Source organism: Streptomyces sp. NPDC020965 (assembly GCF_044333555.1).
In the GTDB taxonomy this organism is placed as follows: Bacteria; Actinomycetota; Actinomycetes; order Streptomycetales; family Streptomycetaceae; genus Streptomyces.
Map to the genome: position 1 here is coordinate 203789 of NZ_JBIRRE010000012.1, position 18801 is coordinate 222589.

11 protein-coding genes are annotated in these 18801 nt (G+C 70.8%); 4 read left to right on the top strand and 7 right to left on the bottom strand.

What is annotated here, in order from left to right; all coding sequences use genetic code 11:
• Positions 1-125: 125 nt before the first annotated feature.
• From ACH4S7_RS30980 to ACH4S7_RS30995, 4 genes are all read right to left on the bottom strand, one after another.
• Positions 126-1781, bottom strand: coding sequence for a hypothetical protein (locus ACH4S7_RS30980; protein ID WP_398524656.1), 1656 nt, complete (start codon positions 1779-1781; stop codon positions 126-128).
• Positions 1771-3465, bottom strand: coding sequence for a hypothetical protein (locus tag ACH4S7_RS30985; RefSeq protein ID WP_398524657.1), 1695 nt, complete (start codon positions 3463-3465; stop codon positions 1771-1773). Before ACH4S7_RS30985 ends, ACH4S7_RS30980 begins: the two co-directional genes overlap by 11 nt.
• A gap of 294 nt (positions 3466-3759) precedes the next feature.
• On the bottom strand, positions 3760-5418 hold the full coding sequence (locus ACH4S7_RS30990; protein ID WP_398524658.1) for a hypothetical protein: 1659 nt from the start codon (positions 5416-5418) through the stop codon (positions 3760-3762).
• Complete coding sequence (locus tag ACH4S7_RS30995; RefSeq protein ID WP_398524659.1) at positions 5408-7090, bottom strand: hypothetical protein; 1683 nt, start codon at positions 7088-7090, stop codon at positions 5408-5410. Before ACH4S7_RS30995 ends, ACH4S7_RS30990 begins: the two co-directional genes overlap by 11 nt.
• A 436-nt stretch (positions 7091-7526) precedes the next feature.
• Here ACH4S7_RS30995 and ACH4S7_RS31000 point away from each other — a divergent pair, with 436 nt between their 5' ends.
• Positions 7527-9050 (top strand): alpha/beta hydrolase, encoded by a 1524-nt coding sequence (locus ACH4S7_RS31000; protein WP_398524732.1) that lies wholly within the window; start codon positions 7527-7529, stop codon positions 9048-9050.
• Between the two features lie 225 nt (positions 9051-9275).
• Here ACH4S7_RS31000 and ACH4S7_RS31005 read toward each other — a convergent pair whose 3' ends face one another.
• The 3 genes from ACH4S7_RS31005 to ACH4S7_RS31015 all read right to left on the bottom strand — a co-directional run bounded on the left by ACH4S7_RS31005 (position 9276) and on the right by ACH4S7_RS31015 (position 13440).
• Entirely contained in the window at positions 9276-10754 is a 1479-nt protein-coding gene (locus tag ACH4S7_RS31005) for a S41 family peptidase (protein WP_398524733.1), read from the bottom strand.
• Between the two features lie 319 nt (positions 10755-11073).
• Positions 11074-11679, bottom strand: a complete 606-nt coding sequence (locus tag ACH4S7_RS31010) for a DUF1062 domain-containing protein (protein ID WP_398524660.1) — start codon at positions 11677-11679, stop codon at positions 11074-11076.
• 267 nt (positions 11680-11946) lie between these two features.
• A complete protein-coding gene (locus tag ACH4S7_RS31015; protein ID WP_398524661.1) occupies positions 11947-13440 on the bottom strand; it encodes a serine/threonine-protein kinase in 1494 nt (497 codons plus the stop codon).
• Positions 13441-13775: 335 nt separating this feature from the next.
• On the opposite strand from ACH4S7_RS31015, the gene ACH4S7_RS31020 reads away from it, so the two are divergent.
• From ACH4S7_RS31020 to ACH4S7_RS31030, 3 genes are all read left to right on the top strand, one after another.
• Entirely contained in the window at positions 13776-15344 is a 1569-nt protein-coding gene (locus ACH4S7_RS31020) for an alpha/beta hydrolase (protein WP_398524662.1), read from the top strand.
• Between the two features lie 179 nt (positions 15345-15523).
• Positions 15524-17074 carry an alpha/beta hydrolase gene (locus tag ACH4S7_RS31025; RefSeq protein WP_398524663.1) on the top strand — a complete coding sequence of 517 codons (1551 nt, stop codon included), beginning with the start codon at positions 15524-15526 and terminating at the stop codon, positions 17072-17074.
• Between the two features lie 162 nt (positions 17075-17236).
• Entirely contained in the window at positions 17237-18751 is a 1515-nt protein-coding gene (locus ACH4S7_RS31030; protein ID WP_398524664.1) for an FG-GAP and VCBS repeat-containing protein, read from the top strand.
• The last annotated feature ends 50 nt before the right edge of the window (positions 18752-18801 follow it).

Sequence of the window (18801 nt, forward strand, 5' to 3'; positions counted from 1 at the left end):
GCCGCTTTCCATGGAAATCACGGTGATAAGGGCCTTCTGCCCCCCCCCGGATGGGCCGGTGGTGTGCAACAGGGCGGCACCCCGTCGATTCCGGGGTGCCGCCCTGCGGCTTCAGGTACGACCGGTCAGCGCACGTCGACGTAGTCGCCGGTGCCGACCGCGTCCATCTGGACGGTGTTCCCGTAGTAACGGACGTTCCAGGTGCCGTCCTTGACGGCCATGACCTTGATCGAGACGCGGCCGGCCGAATCGGTGGTGTCGTAGGCGATCCGGGACCAGGTGGTCGCGCCGTTCGCCCGGAACCAGAGCTGGACCGGCTTCTTCGCCAGCGCCTTCCAGGTGCTGCCGGACTTCTCCCCGGCGATACCGGTGACGGTGAGCGTGCCGCCCTTCTTGACCGGCTCGGGACCGGCGTTGACGGAGGCGATCCGGGTCTCGGCACGGTTCAGCCGGAAGACCGGGCTGACGGTCTCCACCCACGACTTGCCGGGCATCATCCGCACCCGGAAGTGACCGCCCGCGGGTGCCTTCCCGGTGAGCTGGAAGTACTGGTACTGGTTGACGTTGCCCGAGCCGACCGACTTCCAGCCGGTCTTGCCGTCCGTCGACCGCTCGATCCGCGCCTCCTGCGGTGAGTAGTCGAGGTATTCGCCCTTCTCGTAGACCGCCTTGGCCTTGCCAATGACCTTGATCGCACCGTCGGCGGCCAGCGACGGCTTCTCCACCGCGATCGCGATTTCGGCGGGGTGGGCCAGCTCTCCGGTGGCGGAGCCGCCGAGGAAGGGATCGGCCGGGCGGGCCACCCAGCCACGCAGATTGATCTGGGTCCGCGCGGCGACCTGAACGCTGAAGCGCCCGTCGGCACCCGTGGTCGCCGTGTGGACGTACGGGGATTCCGCCCCGGCCTTGGTCAGTTGGACCCGCACGGCGATGTTCGCGGCGGGCTCGGTGCCGTACATCGCCCGGCCGCTGACCTTGGCCCGCTCGCCGGGCAGCACCCAGGGCCGGTCGACGGATGCGGTGACGTTCACCGGGCGCTTCTCGTGGTCCGAGACGGCGCCGTCGCGGATCGCGGTGCCGTTGACCTCCGTACCGCTCTCGGCGAACACGGCGCGGAAGCCGCCCGACGGCGCGGTGAGCGGGAAGGCCGGTGCGGTGAAGTCGCCGTTCGCCGTCGTGGTGACGGCATGGGTGGCAACGCCCGTGCCGTCGGTGCGGCTGACGTCGACCGTACGGCCGGGGAGCGCGACCACATCGCCGGAGCCGGGCTGGACTCCGGTCAGCCTGCCCTGCGGGCGGGCGTTGCGGTCCTGCCAGCTCGGCTTGCCGACCTCCAGCGTCAGTTCCGGACGGAGGGTGAAGTCGAGCGTGCCCGCGCCCCGTTCGGTGACGGACCCGCCCGCGCTGTCGGTCACGGTCACATCGATCGCGTACCGGCCGAGCGCGGGGACCGTGCCGCCGTCCTCGGCCAGCTTCAGCACCGCATCGGCCGGTACGCCGTACCGGTCCGGCTTGCCCACGGCGGTGAGTGCCGGGATCTCGGCGACGACGATGTCCCCCTGGCGGACCTTCGCCGATACGGCGGTGACCGTCGCCCCCGGCGCGTCCGACCAGGCGACCACGGAGAACGAGCCCCGCTGGAGCCGGTCCGTCACGGCCGTACCGATGTAGATCGTCGCCGGCTCGGCCGCGGCGACGGCGGGCGCCGTGGCCCCGGCCAGCGACAGGGCCGCCACCGAAGCGACGAGCGAGAAGGTGAGCCCCCTGGGGTTAGCGCGCATCGACATAGGTCCCCTTCGTCTCGCTGTGGAAGTATCCGGCGGCGATGTCCGTGCGGACCGCCCAGTTGCCATCCCCGGGCACCTGGCCCTTGAGGGTGTACTTACCGCCGCTGACGGACGTTCCCTTGGTGACGAGCTGCCAGGCCGTCTTCCCCCGAGGCTGGAAGTACAGCGTGATCTTCCCGCCCGAGTAGGACTGCCACTTCCCGTTGACATAGCGCTGGAGCGTGCCCGACGAGGTCAGTGTGGCGTTCTTCGCCGGGCGCACCGGGGTGACCTGGTCGCCGGTGAAGCGGGTCGGGTTCCGGGTCTGGCGCACGGCCGGGGTCGACAGCTCCTGGAAGTGGTCGCTCTCCGCGTGGTGCAGCCGGTAGTACGCGCTGTTGTGGACCCGGGGCGCCGTGGCCGTCACGGTGCAGTTGTCCGTGCTGCGCACGGAGCGCAGGGTGCGCCAGCTCTTGCCGTCGGTCGAATGCTGGAGGGCCACGCCGACTTTGGGGCACAGGGTCGCGTCGAAGACCCGACCACTGGCCTTGACCTGCTTGTACGGGTCGAGTGCGATGGCGACATCGCGGAACTTCATCGGCTTCGGGATGTGCACCGACCTGCCGATGACCGGTTGGGTCGCGAAGAACGGCGAGGGGGTGACCATGGTGGCCGAGAAGTGGGCGGATGTCCCGGCCTTGAAGGTGTACGAGAACGAGCCGTCGGCCGCCGCGGTGGCGCCGCCCAGGATGTTCGGGACCTTGTCGGTGGTGCGCGGCGGGGAATTGAGGGAGGTGATGACGGGTGCGCCGGCGAACGGCTGCCAGCCGTCCTCGGTCAGCCGCTCGACCCGGCCCGTCACTCCGATCTCCCCGCCGGGGCGGACCCGGACCGAGGAGAGCTGCGCGCTGATGCGGTGCTGGAAGGTGGCGACCGGCAGCTTCGGTGCGCTGAACCATTCGTCCGGATCGATGCCGGGGCCCGTCTCGACCACCCGGGCAACGGCGGTGGTGGTCGCGTGCGGTGTGAGCGGGATCGAGAATCTGCCGTCCGCGTCGGTGACGGCGCGCACCTCGCCCCCGATCGACTGCTTGAAGCGGCTCGCCACCCAGAGCCGGACCTGGGTGCCCGCACTGGCGGGGGTACGGACCCGGGTGGACGGGTCGTAGGTCGTGACCGCACCGGAGAGCGTGACCTTCCGGTCCTCGTCGGTGATCTGGTCCCGGTCCCACGAGAGCGAGGTGACGCCGGTGCGCAGCAGGTGCTTGTAGGCCCCGCCCGACACCTGCTGTACCGATCCCTCGGGGAGGCGGTAGGAGACGGCGATCGGGTACTCCCCGAGCGGAGTGCCCACGGGGAGGTGGACCGGCGCGTCGGTCCGCCAGCCCGACTCGTTGTCGAAGTCGCGCACTTCGTCGTAGTGGGTCAGCTCTTCGGTGGCGGCCAGTACGGCAGCGCCGGGTGCGGTGGACTCCAGCACCTTCAGATTGACCCAGAGCGCGTTGGTCGGCACCCACGGCAGATCGACCCTGCCGTCGTCGCCCGTCCTGGCGTTCACGGGATAGGCGGTGGTGCTCGACTCGGCGGCGTAGGCGGCCGGGGCGGTGATGAGGGCGGGTGTGGCGACACCCGCCGAGAGTGCGAAAACAGCGGCGGTACGCATCAGGGCGTACGGCAGCATGCGCTTGGAGCGCGTCAAGAGGACCCCCCACAGGTCATGAAGGCGGCCGGCCCGAAGAGTTCGGTGGCCGCGCGACGATCGCGCGAGAGCCGCGGCGATCGTGTGTAAGAACGATAACTGTGAGACGCATGTGGTTGAAGTCCGATGCGACGGGAAGTTGGCTCGATCTCCCCTTTTCCGCCATGAATCCCTCGGTGATGACGGCGTTCGAACCAGGAGCCGGGCCGGCCGGTGGACACGGCCGCAGGGCGGCACCCCGTCGACGCGGGGTGCCGCCCTCCGGCTCAGGTACTACCGATCGGCCACTACCGGTCAGCCCACCTTGACGTGGTCACCGGTGCCGACCGCGTTCATCCGGGTGGGGTTCCCGTAGTAGCGGATGTTCCAGGTCCCGGCCTTGGTGGCCTTGACCTTGAATGAGGCGCGGCCGGCCGAGTCGGTGGTGTCGTAGGCGACCCGGGACCACACGGTGCTGTCCGTCGCCCGGAACCAGAGCTGGACCGAGGTGTCGTCCAGTGCCTTCCACTTCGTCCCGGCCCGCTCCCCGGCGATACCGGTCACGGTGAGCGTGCCGCCCTTCTTGACCGGCTCGGGACCGGCGTTGACCGAGGCGATCCGGGTCTCGGCGCGGTTCAGTGGGAAGACCGGGCTCACCGCCTCCGTGTAGGTGTCGCTGACGGGGTGGCGCAGCCGGAAGTGACCGCCGCTGACGGCCTTTCCGGTGAGATTGCGGATCTCGCTGCCCCGGGCGACGCCCGACCCTGCCTGCTTCCAGCCGGTCTTCCCGTTCTCCGACCGCTCCACGACGATGGTCGGCGAGCCGTACGGGAGGACGCCGGACTCCAGGACCCGGCGCAGCGTGCCGCTGACCTTGAGCTGTCCGTCGGCGGCCAGATACGCCTTGGTCATCGCGAGCGTGATGTCGGACGGGTGGGCCAGGGGCGCGCCGGCCGAGCCACCGGTGTACGGATCGGCCGGGACGGCCTCCCAGGCGTCCATCCGGTAGTGGGACATCGCCGCGACCCGAACCGTGAAGCGTCCGTCAGTGCCCGTGACCGCCGTGGCGCCGAACGCGGACTCCACGCCCGCTCTCGTCAGCCGGACCCGCACGGTGGTGTTCGCGGCGGGCTCGGTGCCGTACATCGCCCGGCCGGTGATCGTGGCCTGCTCGCCGGGCAGCACCCGGGTCCGGTCGGCGGTCGCGGTGAGGGTCATCGGGCGGGCCTCGAACTCCGAGACGGAGCTGTCGCGGGTCGCGGTGCCGTTGACCTCCTTACCGCTCTCGGCGAACTCGGCGCGGAAGGTGCCCTTGGGGGCGGTGAGCGGGAAGGCGGGCGCGGTGAAATCGCCGTTCGCCGTGGTGGTGACCGGGTGCGTGGCGCCGTCCGCGATGTCGGTGCGGCTGACGTCGACCGTACGGCCGGGGAGCGCGACCTCGTCGCCCGAGCCGGGCTGGATGCCGATGAGCCGGCCCTGCGGGCGGGCGTTGCGGTCCTGCCAGCTCGGCTGGGAGGCGTCCAGGGTGAGCGCCGGGCGGAGGGTGAAGTCGAGCGTGCCCGCGTTCCTCCGGGTGGCGGTGGCACCGGTGCTGTCGGTGGCCGTCACATCGACGGTGTAGCGGCCGAGTGCGGGGATGGTGCCGCCGTCCTCGGTCAGCTTCAGGAGTGCGTCGGCCGGTACGGCGAACCGCTCCGGGTTGGTCCCCGGGGTGAGCGCCGGGATGTCGGCGACGACCGTGTCCCCCTGGCGCACGGTCGCCGAGACGGCGGTGATGGTGGCGCGCGGTGTGTCCGAAGCGGCGAACACGGAGAACGAGCCCCGCTGGAGCTTCTCGGTCACGGCCGCGCCGATGTGCACCGACGGCGCCGTGGGTTCGTCCGCCGCGAGGGCGGGCGCGGTCGTGGCGGCGAGGGCGAGGGCCGCCGCCGAGGCGACGAGGGAGACCTTGAGTCCCTTGGTGTCAGCGCGCATCGACGTACGTCACCTTCGTCTCGCTGTAGAAGTGCCCGGCCGTGAGGTCGGCACGGACGGCCCAGTTCCCGTCGCGGGTCGGCTTGCCCTTGAGGGTGTACGTGCCGCCGCTGCCCGCGGTGCCCTTGGTGACGGTCTGCCACCGCGTCTCGCCCTTGGCCTGGAAGACCAGGGTGATCTTGCCGCCGGGGTAGGACTGCCACCTGTCGTTGACATAGCGCTGGAACGTGCCGGTCGAGGTGATCGTGCCGTTCTTCGCCGGGCGCACCGGCGTGATCGTGTCACCGCTGAACCGGGTCGGGTTCCGGGACTGGCGCACGGCCGGCGAGGCGTTCTCCAGCGTGGCGGAGTCCTCGGCGTGGCGGACCCGGTAATGGGCGCTGTTGTAGACGCGGTCGGCGGTGACCTGGAAGTCACACGACATGTTGTTCCACTTGCCGGCGAGCTTCCGCCAGGTCTTGCCGTCCGTCGAGTGCTGGAGCTCCAGCGACACCCCGGGACAGTTCCCGTCGCGGTACTCGACCCGGCCGACGGCCTTGACCTTGCGGTACTGGTCGAGTGTGATGCGGACGTCTTTGAAGACCGTGGGCTTGGGAGTCGTCAGCGAGCCGCTGACGAACGGCCGGGTTGAGTAGAAGGCCGAGGGCGCCGGATACGTCTGCGCCCAGGTGTCTTTCGCCTTGGGCTTGGTCCGGTACGAGAACGAGCCGTCGGCCGCGACCGTCCCGCTGCCGACCGAAGCGTCCTTCCAGTTGTAGTGGTACGGACCTTCGTTGGAGGTGACGACCGTGGCGCCCTTGTACGGCCGCCAGCCGTCGTTGGTCAGCCGTTCCAGCCGGCCCTTCACTTCGACCTCGCCGTTCGGCAGCGGGGTCTTCAGATACTCCGCGGAGATGCGGTACGGGAACTTCGCGATCGACAGCTTGGGCACGGTGTACGTCGGGCTCAGGTCGTCGCCGGGCTCCGGCAGGGTCGCCCAGCCGCCGCTGATCGCGTTGTGCGGGGTGATCGGCAGCGAGAACTTCCCCCCGGGGCCGGTGACGGCGTTCTCGTAGAGGCGCCCGTACGGCTTGGAGCCGAGCAGCATATAGAGCTGGACCTTGATGCCTTCGCGGGCGGGCGTCCGGGTCCTGGTGGACGGGTTGTACGTGGTGACCGCGCCGGAGACGGTGACGCTCCGGTTGTCGTAGTCGGTGTGCTCACGGTCGTACGAGAGCGAGGTGACGCCGGTGCGCTGCTGGTGCCGGTAGTTCCCGCCGGTCCACCGCTGGACGGGCTCGCCGGACAGCCGGTAGGAGACGACGATCGGGTACTCCCCGAGCGGGGTGCCCACCGGGAGCTGGACGGGCGCGTCGGTCCGCCAGCCGATGTCCGCCTCCTCCGAGACCTGCTCCTCGTAATAGGTCAGGTCATTGGTGGACATGAGCACGGCCGCGTCGGGGGCGGTGGACTCCATCACACTGACGGAGACCCAGAGCGGGTCGCTGGTCAGTCCGTACAGGTCGAGCCGGCCGTCGGCGAGCGTCGCCGGGCGCATCCAGATGGGGTTCTGGACGGCGGCGGACGCCACCGGGGCGGTGATGAGGACGGGTGCCGCGACACCCGCCGAGAGTGCGAAAACAGCCGCGGTACGCACGAGGGCGTACGGCAGCATGCGCTTGGAGCGCGTCAAGAGGACCCCCCACAGGTCATGAAGGCGGCCTGCCGGAATCGGCGCGGGCCGCGAGACGATCGCGCGTCAGCGCGGAATCGTGTGGGGAGAACGATAGCTCTGGGGTAGAAGGGATTGAAGTCCAGGGTGGTGAGAACTTTCCCATATCTCCGAAAACTCCCCCGGGATTACGTGATGGATGGCCCCTTCTGTCACTCCTGTGTCACCGCCCTCTAGGGGACGGCAACGAACTCGGTACGTCTTGGAGACCAAACACCTCTCGTTTGCGTCCAGTCTGAGGAGCGGGAAAACCCGGCCGGACGGTGGACGCACACGATCCCCCCGGCCGGGCCGTACCGACCCGCTGTTGTATCGACCCAGCTCTACCGAATGTTTGATCGGAAGGAACCTTTTCGTGCAGAGACGACGGCTCGTGCCCGTGCTCGCGGTGAGCGTCATGGCGACACTGGCCCCCGGGCTCGCGGTGGCCGCCCCCTCCAGCACCACCGGCAAGGCCCCCGCTCCGGCCGCGAATCCGCTGGACCGGTTCACCCAGCAGAAGCTGGTGTGGAAGAGGTGCGCCCCCGACGCGCCCGCCGCCCTCCGGTGCGCGACGGTCAAGGTGCCCCTGGACTACACCCGTCCGAGCGGCAAGACCTTGAACATGGCGATATCCCGCATCAAGGCGACCAACCCCGCCAAGCGCCACGGCGTCATGCTGCTCAACCCCGGGGGCCCCGGCGGCTCGGGGCTCTGGATGCCGCTGTACTGGCCCAAGGAGGTGGCGGCCCGGTACGACATGATCGGGTTCGACCCCCGGGGCGTCGGCGCCTCCTCGCCGGTGAACTGCGGACTGACGCCCAAGCAGCAGGAGTGGCCGCGGCCGTACCAGTCCAAGACCTTCGCCAAGGACGTGGCGTGGGCGAAGACGGTCGCCGAGAAGTGCCGCAAGAAGGAGGGTGACACCCTCCGGCACATCACCACCCGCAACACGGCCCGCGATATGGACGTCGTCCGCGCCGTGCTGGGCGAGAAGAAGCTCAACTACCTCGGCTACTCGTACGGCACCTACCTCGGCGCCGTCTATGCGCAGATGTTCCCGAAGCGCACCGACCGGTTCGTCCTCGACAGCGCGGTCGACCCGAAGCTGGCGTGGCGCGGCATGATCCAGGTCTGGGCGGAGGGCGCGGAGCCCGCGTTCGACCGCTGGGCGAAGTGGACGGCCGCGCGCTCGTCCACGTACAAGCTCGGCAGCACATCGGCCAAGGTCGAGAAGACCTTCTGGGACCTGGTGGCGGCGGCCGACCGTAAGCCGATCAAGATCGAGGGCGAGTCGCTGAGCGGTACCGACATCCGTGGCGGTATGCGGGGATCGTTCTTCTCGCCGAAGGAGGCGGCCGAACTGGTCGTCATGTTGAAGAAGGCCGCCGCTGGCAAGCCCGCGCGGCTGGGCACCCTCACCCAGCCGCCCCGGTTCGCGCCGGACGCGGAGGACAACATGACCTCCAGCTTCTGGTCCGTGGTCTGCGGTGACAACTCCGCGGCCTGGCCCAAGAGCACCGACCAGTACCGCAAGGACGCGCTCCGGGACAAGAAGCGCTACCCGCTGTTCGGGGACTTCGCCTCCAACATCAAGCCGTGCGCCTTCTGGGACAAGTCCGTCGAGCCCGCCACGGTCGTGAACAACAGCGTCAAGATGCTCATCGTGCAGAACGAGTGGGACGCGCAGACTCCGCTGTCGTCCGCCCTCGGGATGCACCGGGCGCTGAAGGGTTCCAAGCTGCTGACGGTCAAGGGCGGCGAGGGCCACGGCGTCTACGCCTCCAACGTCAGCAAGTGCGCGGACGCCGCGACCACGGCGTATCTGACGACGGGCAAGCTCCCGGCGAAGAACCTCACCTGCACCCCCTCGCGGGCCCGCACGGGTGCGGAGTCGTCGACGCCGAAGCCGGCACCGGTGCGGCTGCCCAACCGCTGGTGATGTCTCGCCGATGACGTCCCACAGGTGGTGCCCTGCTGGTGACGGCCCGCCAGTGACCGATCGCCGGTGACATACCGCCGACCGCCCCGTCCGGGAGCTTCCGGGCGGGGCGGTCGTTGTTCGGTCACCGGACCCGACGGCTCCGGCTCGGCCTGCGGTGCAGCCGCGACTCGGTGCCTGCGCAGGGCCTGCTCGGTGCCTGCGCAGGGGAGGCTCAGGGGTGCCTCAGGAACGGCGGCTGAGCAGCGTCCTCGCGCGGTCGAAGGCGGTGTCGCGGTCCGCCGCGAACTCCGCGTCCGTGAAGACCGGCGCGGCCAGGTGGGGAGGGATTCCGGGGCCCTCGAAGGACACCCCGCGCGCGTCGGTGTACCGCTCGTTGGAGAGCGAGAACCGCCAGCCGTTGGGCAGCGTGCGGTTGAGCGTGTCGGAGAGGATGCCCTGCGTGTGCTCGCCGATCCGGGTGGTCGCCGCGGCGCGCCCACTCAGTGCCAGGGCGAATGTCTCCGCCGCACTGACCGTCGAGCCGCCGGTGAGCAGGGCGATCGGCCCGGTGTAGCGGGGTGCGCCGACGGCAGGTGTCACCCGCAGGGTCTGGCGCGGGGTGAACCGGGCGTCGTCGCGCGGATCGTTCCGGGCCTGCTTGCCGAAGGCGGTGTACGGACGGTCGGTGAGGCGCCCGGCGACGGCCAGCCCGAGCGTGTCCATCCCGCCCGCGTTGACCCGGATGTCGACGATCAGCCCCTTCCAGGCGCCGGGCCCTGAGGTCCGGGCCCGGGTGACGATCCGGTCCAGGGCGCGCCGGAGTTCGGGGCCGTCCGCCGCGTCCCCGGGTGCGCCGTCGGTGTAGGCGACGAAGCGGCCGATGCGCAGGTATCCGATGCCGCCCGGCAGGTCCGCATAGCCGATCGCGCCGTTCGCGTACTGCTCCAGCGGCCTGCCGTCCAGGTCGCGACGGACGATGAACTCCCTGATCCGGTCGTCGTACTCGATGGTGGGCGGGGTGGTGCCGACCCGGACCGCCCGCGCCAGGCGCTGGAATCCGGGGGTGTCGGCCTGGAGGGCGACATGGCCGTCCCGCAGCGGCGCGACCATCGCGGCGAGGATGTCGAAGAGCCGTTCCTGCGTGGTCCCGGCGTGGACCTTCGGCCGGTACTTCGCCCGCGCCGCGTCCCAGTCGACGCCCCGGCGGTCGAAGAAGGCGTAGTTCTCCCGGAACGTCTGCCAGAACACGTCGAACGTCGCCACCGGACCGGTCGCCTGCGGCCTGCCGCAGGTCGCGGGCAGCGCGGCGATCCGGCGCAGCCCCCGGGTGCCCACCGTGCCGCCGATGGTCAGTGACGCGCGGTCGGCGGCCCGGGGCGCCACCGTCAGCACCATGCCGTCGGCGCCGAACCTGACGGTGCCCCCGGGCCCCGGCGCACCCTCCTGCCCGGCGGTCAGCGTGGCCTGGCAACTGATGGCCGTGGTGTCCCAGGCCCGCAGCTCGCCACCGCCGACGGAGACGACCATGCCGTAACCGTCCATCCGCCAGATCCCGTCCGCCGACGGGCCCGCCGCGCGGGTCGTCCTGGTGTCGGGCGCCGGGGGCGCGGCGGCGACCGTGCCCACCGATCCGGCCAGCGCGAGGGCGGTCCCCGCTGCCACCAGCACCCCGCGCCGGGCCCGGCGCGGGCGGAGCGCCCTTGGCTCGCCACCGATCGCCATGGGCTTTCCGGATTCCCCGGATCCGACAGAAAACGTCACTGGTCTCACGGTGTTCCCCTCACTTCGCTGCGGTCGGCGTCATCGTCCCGCGCGGGCCGGATCCGACGCGTCAACCAGCAGGTGTACGAGGGGTGTTGGGAACCCTAGGGGCGGCGCGGCCTCAGCTCGGGGGCAGTCTCAGGGGCGGCTCTCAGGGTGGTGCGGGGCCGGTCCGGCGGCACGGATGCCGCCGGACAGACCCCGGTTCGGAAGGACTCGGGCTCAGGGCCGGGACTCGGGCTCAGGTCGGGACTCGGGCTCAGGTCTCGGGCTCCGGAACTCAGCGCTTGAGCGTGAAGGTGAAGTCGCCCGAGAGCTTGCCGCTCAGGCGGACGGTCGACACGAGGTTCCCCGCGGCGAGCAGTCTCTCGACCTCGGCCCGGGTGAGGCCGAAGCCTTCGGCGATCAGTCGCACCGGCCGTACGGGTATCCGCGCGGCGAAGCGGACCGAGACCTCGACCGCCTCGCCCTCGGGCTGAGCCGCCCCACTCTCAGCCTGACCCGGCTGACTTGGCTGCCCCGGCTGTTGTGGCTGATGCGGCGCGCCGCTGTCGAGTCGCCAGGCGTTGTCCCAGTCGAGCGCGACGTGATTGCGCCGCCGTACGAGCGGGTCCTGGAGCAATTCGGCCGCCAGGACCGGGTCATTGTCGTGCAGCAGGTTCAGGAGATCGTGGCGTACGGACCGCACATTCACCCGCTCCAGGACAGTGAGCCTGGTGGTGTCCCCGCATTCGGTGCACAGGGCGAGGAGCCAGGCGTCGAGGAGTTTGTGGTGTGCGTTGACGCGGAATTTGCCGTTCGCCCGGAAGCGCCCGGAGGGGCACCTGTGGCAGCGGCGGAGGATTATCGGGAGGCAGGTGGGCATGACCACCCAGCTTCTGGACACAGAAATACACCGGTTTCGGTGAGAAGACCGCAGCGAAAAGGAGCACGGCGCATGCATGCGACGCGCGACGAATCAGCGCTAGAGGGTTCTCACTTGGTGTACAACGGCACGTCCTTGCCGAGGTGGTAGTGGGCGGAAGCACGCTAGCGGCGCACGCGAGCGCGGCACCACTGAATTTCGAGCGGCTGACGATGACCTTGAGCACGGCCCTGAGCACGGACCCTGGGCACGGACCCTGGGCGCGGAGACCCGAGGACTGTCCCGCGCCTAGCCGGAGCGCCGGTTCAGCGCGATGGAGTGCCGTTCGGCATAGCGCTGGAGCACGGCCGTGATCGTGTCGGTGTCGTCGTCGGACGGGACGAGCTTGTCGGTACGGATCCGGGTGTCCCCGTCCGGGGAGGTCCGCACCCAGCGGTGCGGCAGGAAGTCAGTCGGTGCCGTGCGCCCCTCAGCGGGCCGTACCACCACCCAGTCGGTGTCCTGGTCGGGGGAGTCCAGCTCCAGCGCGCCGATATCGCCCCAGCGCAGGGTCAGCAGCGCCGGGCTGAAGATCACGGTGATGCCCCGGTCGTCGATTTCGAGCCAGTCGGTCCTGCGGAGCCCCAGCGCCCCCCGCCGGAGCAGCAGGGCGGCGCCGACCCCGGCCGCGATGGTGAAGAGGATCCACGGGCGGTCCCACCCGGGGTAGGTGACGACGGCCGCCGCAGCGAGCCCGGCCGCCTGGAGCAGATTCCCCAGCGCCCTCCGCAGGACGGTCGCCGTGGGGCGGCAGTAGAGCGACGCCGGCTGGGGGTCGCCGTACTCATGAGGGCTTCGCGCGGGGCCCACGCGTACGCCCGTCTCCCCACCGGGGGGCCGCACGTCGGGGAGTTCACGCGACTTCAGCAGGCGAGCCTCCCACGCCTCCCGTACCGGAACCTCCGCGCCGACGGCACCCCGCGCGTCCCCCGCGCCGTCCGGCGAGTGCGAGGTACCGCCGCTCCCGGCGAAGGTCTCCAGCAGTTGACCCGGTGTGGGGCGCCGCCCCGGCTCCTTGCGCAGACACTCCTGAACGACCGGCCGCAGCGCTTCCGGCACCGCCGACACATCCGCCGCGTCCGCCACCGTCCGGTGGGCGACCGACAGGGGCGGCCCCTCCCCGAAGGCGCTGCCGCCCGCCGCCGCGACCAGCACCGCCCCCAGGGCGAAGACATCGCAGGCGCCGTCGACCGCCCCGCCCCGGATCTGCTCCGGCGCCATGAACCCCGTCGTACCGACCCAGACGCCCGGCGCGGTCAGCCGGGTGCTCTCCAACGCGTGCGCGATCCCGAAGTCCAGTACGCGCGGGCCGTCGTCGGTGAGCACGATGTTGCCGGGCTTGAGGTCCCGGTGCACCAGCCCGCACGCATGGATCGCCTTCAGCGCCTCGGCGAGCCCGGCGCCCAGCGCCCGTAACTCCCGCTCCTCCAACGGCCCGCTGTCGGCAACGGCCGCAGCCAGCGTCGGGCCCTTGACATAGGCGCTGGCCATCCACGGCTGCGGGGCGTCCGGGTCGGCGTCGACCACGGCGGCCGTATGGAATCCACCGACCCGCCGGGCCGCCTCGACCTCCTCGCGGAACCGGGCCCTGAACTCGGGGTCCGCCGCGTACTCGGCGCGGACGACCTTGATTGCGACGGCCCGCCCGGACGGGGAACGCCCCAGATAGACGGAGCCCATCCCACCGCTGCCGAGCTGCCGCTCGACCACATAGTCACCGATACGCGCTTCGGTCACGGTCACCCCCCGGTGCTTCCTCCACGGTCCCGCCCGTGCCGCGCGGTGTCAACGAGTCGCATCGCCACTGTCGAGGCACTGAGACATCCCGCGACCTCCCGCGACTTCCCGTGACCTCCCGCGACACCTCGGGCAGCACCGCGGCGACCCGGGCCACACCCCCGACGCACACCGCGGCACCCTGACGCACCCTGAGGCGCCCGTACGACCGGGGGACCAGCACGCACCACCCACCGTCCGCCCTGAGTTGCACCGATCGTGACCCTCGCGGCGGATTCCCCCGAACTGCCCCGTGCGCAAGGGTCGTTCTCTCCGGACGACGATCGGAAGGACCCCTTCTCGTGCGCGTACGACGACTGACGCCGCTGCTCGCGGTGAGCGTTATGGCGACCCTGGCCCCCGGGCTCGCCACCACCCCGGCCGCCGCCACCACCCCGGCCGCCGTCACCCCGACCCCCGCCGCGAACCCGCTGGATCAGTACGCGCGACAGCAGCCGGTGTGGAAGCGGTGCGCCCCCGGTACTCCCGCCGCCATCCGCTGCGCGACGATCAAGGTCCCGCTGGACTACCGGCGTCCGGGGGGCGCGAAGATCGAGGTGGCCGTCTCCCGGATCAGGGCGGGGGACCCGGCCAAGCGCCGCGGCGTGCTGCTCTTCAACCCGGGTGGCCCCGGGGGGCCGGGCCTCGACATGCCGCTGGAGATGCGGAACAGCCTCCCCGAGTCCGTGCGGGACCGGTTCGACCTCATCGGCTTCGACCCCCGGGGCGTCGGCCGCAGCACCCCCCTCAGCTGTGGCGTGCCCGTGGCGGAAGGGTCCGACTTCCTGCGCCCCTACCGGGCCAAGACCTTCGCCAAGGACGTGGCCTGGGCCAAGTCGATCGCCGAGAAGTGCCGTACGAACGCGGGCGAGCGGCTCCGGCACATCAGCACCCGGAACACGGCGCGCGATATGGATGTCCTGCGGTCCGTGCTGGGCGAGAAGAAGATCTCGTACCTGGGCGTCTCGTACGGCACCTACCTGGGCGCCGTCTACACGCAGCTCTTCCCGCAGCGGGCCGACCGGTTCGTGCTGGACAGCGCCGTCGACCCCACCCGGGTCTGGCGCGGGATGATGCAGGTGTGGGCGGAGGAGGTCGGCCCCGCGTTCGTCCGCTGGTCGAAGTGGACCGCCGCGCGCTCCGCCGCGTACGGCCTCGGCGACACCCCGGCGCAGGTGCGCAAGACCTTCCGGGACCTGGTCGCCCGGGCCGACCGGAAGCCCATCGTGGTGGACGGCGTCCCCCTCGACGGCGACCAGATCCGGCTGGGGCTCCGCGCCGAGTTCTTCAGCGTCAAGGCCGCCGCCGATACGGTCAAGGGCCTGAAGGCCGCCGCCGCTTCGGGCGCCCCCATGAACCGGTCCGCCGAACCGGTCCCCGATACCGGCGGCATCGCCACCCTCTGGGCCGTGGCCTGCGGCGACGACCACACCGCCTGGCCGAAGAGTGTCGAGCGGTACCGCGCCGACGCGATCCGCGACAAGGCGCGCTACCCACTGTTCGGCGACTTCACCTCGAACATCAAGCCGTGCGCCTTCTGGGACAAGCCCGTGGAGCCCGCGACGGTCGTGAACAATCCGGTCGGCGCGCTGATCCTCCAGAACGAGTGGGACTCCCAGACCCCGCTGGTGACCGGCCAGGGCATGCACCGCGCGCTGAAGGGCTCCCGGCTCGTCACCGTCGCGGACGGGGAGGGCCACGGCGTCTACGGAGGTGCCGCGCCCAATGCGTGCGCGGACGGGGCGGCGAACGCGTATCTGATCTCCGGGAAGCTCCCGGCGAAGAACGTGACCTGTCGGGCGACGGCCGTCCGCGGTGAGGCGGCCGACCAGCACTCGGGCTCCGTGCCCTGGCTGCCCGCCCGGTTCTGAACGGTGTGGACCCCCAGGTGTAGTTGACCCCTACACCCGCTCCAACCAGAGGCGTAGTCCCCAACAGCCTCGCCTCCCCCTCTGGTTGCACCATGTCCGACTCGTCGGGGGATTCGTCCTTCCGTTCGGCGCGACAGGGTCGAGAGGACCCGTACGCCGAACGGAAGGATCGATCTCTCGTGCAGAGACGACGGCTCGTGCCCGTACTCGCGGTGAGCGTCATGGCGACCCTGGCCCCCGGCCTCGCCGCAGCCGGCCCCGCCGCTGCCGCTCCCGCCGCTCCGACCCCCGTGGCCGGCCCGCTGGACCAGTACACCCAGCAGAAACCGGCGTGGAAACGGTGTGCCACCTCCCTCCCCGCCGCCTTCCAGTGCGCCACGATCAAGGTGCCGCTGGACTACCAGCGCCCCGACGGCAAGAAGCTCGACATCGCGATATCCCGGATCAGGACGAGCGACCCGGCCAAGCGCCACGGCGTCCTGCTCTTCAACCCGGGCGGCCCCGGGGGCTCGGGCCTCGCCGACCCGCTGGCGATGAGCGAGGACCTCCCCAGGTCCGTGACCGAACGGTTCGACCTCATCGGCTTCGACCCCCGGGGCGTCGGCCGCAGCTCCCCCGTCGCCTGCGGACTCGCCGCCGACGAGAAGGTCTGGCCCCGGGTGCACCGGGCCGAGACCTACGCCAAGGACGTGGCCTGGGCGAAGGGGATCGCCGAGAAGTGCCGGGCGAAGGTGGGCGGCGAGAAGCTCCGGCAGATCACCACCCGGAACACCGCCCGGGACATGGATGTCCTGCGGGCCGTACTGGGCGAGAAGAAGATCTCGTACCTGGGCGTCTCCTACGGCACCGCCCTCGGCGCCGTCTACACGCAGATGTTCCCCAAGCGCGCCGACCGTATCGTGCTCGACAGCGCCGTCGACCCGCGCAAGATGTGGCGCGAGACCTTCCAGGTCTGGGCCCCGGAGGTGGAACGGGCCTACACCCGGTGGTCGAAGTGGACCGCCGCGCGATCCGCGACATACGGGCTCGGCGACACCCCGGCCAAGGTGAGCAAGACTTTCTGGGGCCTGGTCGCCCAGGCCGACCGCAAGCCCATCCTGGTGGGCAAGACCAAGTACAACGGCGCCCAGCTCCGCGAATCGCTGCGGCCCTACTTCTTCGCGCCCCAGCTCGCCGCCGAGTACATGGTCCTCCTGAAGGAGGCGGCGGCCGGCAAGCCGACTCCCGAACAGCCGAGGCCCGTGCTGGAAGACAACATGCTGTCCTCCCAGTTCGCGGTCCTCTGCGGCGACACCACCTGGCCGCGAGACCCGGCCACCTACCGCAAGGACTCCGTCCGCGACACCAAGCGCTACCCGCTGTTCGGTGACTTCGCCTCCAACATCACGCCCTGCGCCTTCTGGGACAAGTCCGCCGAGCCGGCCACGACCGTCGACAACTCGGTCGGCGCACTGATCATCCAGAACGAGTGGGACTCCCAGACCCCGCTGGTGACCGCCGTCGGCCTGCACAAGGTCATGAAGGGCTCCAAACTGCTGACGGTGAACGAGGGCGAGGGCCACGGCGTCTACCCGTACGTGAAGAACGCCTGCGTGGACCGGACGGCCTCGACCTACCTGGCGACGGGCAAGCTCCCGTCCAAGAACGTCACCTGCCAGGCCACCCCGCAGCCCCCGAAGTCCCGCTCCCTCCCGACCCCGGGCCTCCCGCTGACGCCGAACGTCCGCTGACCCTTCCGCCCTGACGATTCCCGGTCCGGAGCGGGGGCGGCCGGTGAGCCCGCTCATCGGCCGCCCCCGAAGTCGGTCCGCGTGTCGTGCAACCTTGCGTACCCCTCACAGGTCTAGCCAGCGGTCACAGAACCACAGCAGTAACTCCTATGGGGGACGAACTTGCGCAAGAGCACTCTGGTCACCGCCATCGCGGTGGCCTCCGCCTGTCTGGTCGGCGGACTGGCGCCCGCCGCCGTCGCCGCGCCGACTCAGCCGGTCACCTCGAAGGCCAAGGCCAAGGTCGAGGCGGACTTCAACGGCGACGGCCACACCGACCTCGTGGTCAACCAGCGCAACGGTACGGTCGGCGACCGGGCCCAGGCCGGGGCCGTCGTCGTGCTCTACGGCTCCAAGTCGGGCATCAGCTCGGCCAGGAAGCAGGTCATCACGCAGAACAGCACCGGTGTGCCCGGCACGGCCGAGGCGCACGACCGGTTCGGCGACCAGTCCGTCGTGGCGGACTACGACAGTGACGGCTACGCCGACCTGGCGATCTCCGCCAGCGGTGAGGACGTGACCCTCGACGGTGTCTACCGCGGCAACGCCGGTCAGACCACCATCGTCTGGGGCGGCAAGAACGGACTGACCAAGCACGGTGCCACCACCGTGAACCAGACCGCGCCCACCGACCACGACTGGCGCCGGGGCGCCGCGCTCGCCACCGGGGACTTCAACGGCGACGGCAAGGCGGACCTCGCCACCGGCGACAAAAGCCCGGGCCGTGGCGGCGAGATGCTCTACGGCCCGATCAACCGGAAGACGGGCACGCCCAAGTCGGCGGTCAGCCTCGGCTACAAGAAGGCCGGGCCCAGGGTCAGCGTCGCCTTCGACGCGGGCGATGTGACCGGCGACGGCATCACCGACCTCGTCTTCCAGGTCTACGCGGGACTCCACGATTCCGCGGACCCGAAGACCCGGATCAACATCCACCGGGGTACGAAGAAGGGCCTGGTCAAGAGCGGGCAGCTGATCGGTGCCCATGGGTATCCGCTGGGGAACGTCACCGCGACCGACGGGCAGGTCGCGGTCGGCGACGTGAACAAGGACGGCTACGCGGATATCGCGCTCGGCAACGGGGTGTTCGGAGGGGACAGGGTCACCATCGCCTTCGGCGGCCCCAAGGGCCAGTCCACGACTCTCCCGCCGCTGGTGATCACCCAGGAGAGCGCCGGAGTCCCGGACGACAGTGAGCCCGGCGACAACTTCGGCACCTCGCTCTCCTTCGGCGACACCAACGCCGACGGTTACCTGGACCTCGCCATCGGCAACCCCGGCGAGGCCGTCACCACCCGTCCGCGCAACCTCGGCCAGGTCACCGTCCTCCTCGGCGGCAAGACGGGTCCGTCCGCCACCGGCGCCAGGACCTACCACCAGCGCACGTCCGGGATGCCGACCAAGCAGGGCTTCCACAACTACTTCGGCGCCGCCGTGAAGCTCGCCGACCTCAACGGCGACCGCCGGGCCGATGTCGCGGTCGGCTCGGACGGTTACGAGCCGGTCAAGGGCCAGATCAGCGTCATCACCACCCCCGCCGCCGCCGCTGCCACCAGCGTCAAGGGCGTGGTGTACTCCGCCGGCGACCTCGGCCTGACCTCGGCCGTGAAGACCGGCTTCGGGACCAGCTTCAGCAACTGACCGGAACCGGGCCGCAACCGCGACCGGGACCGGTCCCGAGCCCCACCACC

What these genes read in the sequence shown, in the direction of transcription:
- ACH4S7_RS30990 (WP_398524658.1), bottom strand. Translation starts at nt 5,418, where the DNA reads ATGCGCGCTGACACCAAGGGACTCAAGGTCTCCCTCGTCGCCTCGGCG.
- ACH4S7_RS31005 (WP_398524733.1), bottom strand. Translation starts at nt 10,754, where the DNA reads ATGGCGATCGGTGGCGAGCCAAGGGCGCTCCGCCCGCGCCGGGCCCGG.
- ACH4S7_RS31000 (WP_398524732.1), top strand. Translation starts at nt 7,527, where the DNA reads ATGGCGACACTGGCCCCCGGGCTCGCGGTGGCCGCCCCCTCCAGCACC.
- ACH4S7_RS30980 (WP_398524656.1), bottom strand. Translation starts at nt 1,781, where the DNA reads ATGCGCGCTAACCCCAGGGGGCTCACCTTCTCGCTCGTCGCTTCGGTG.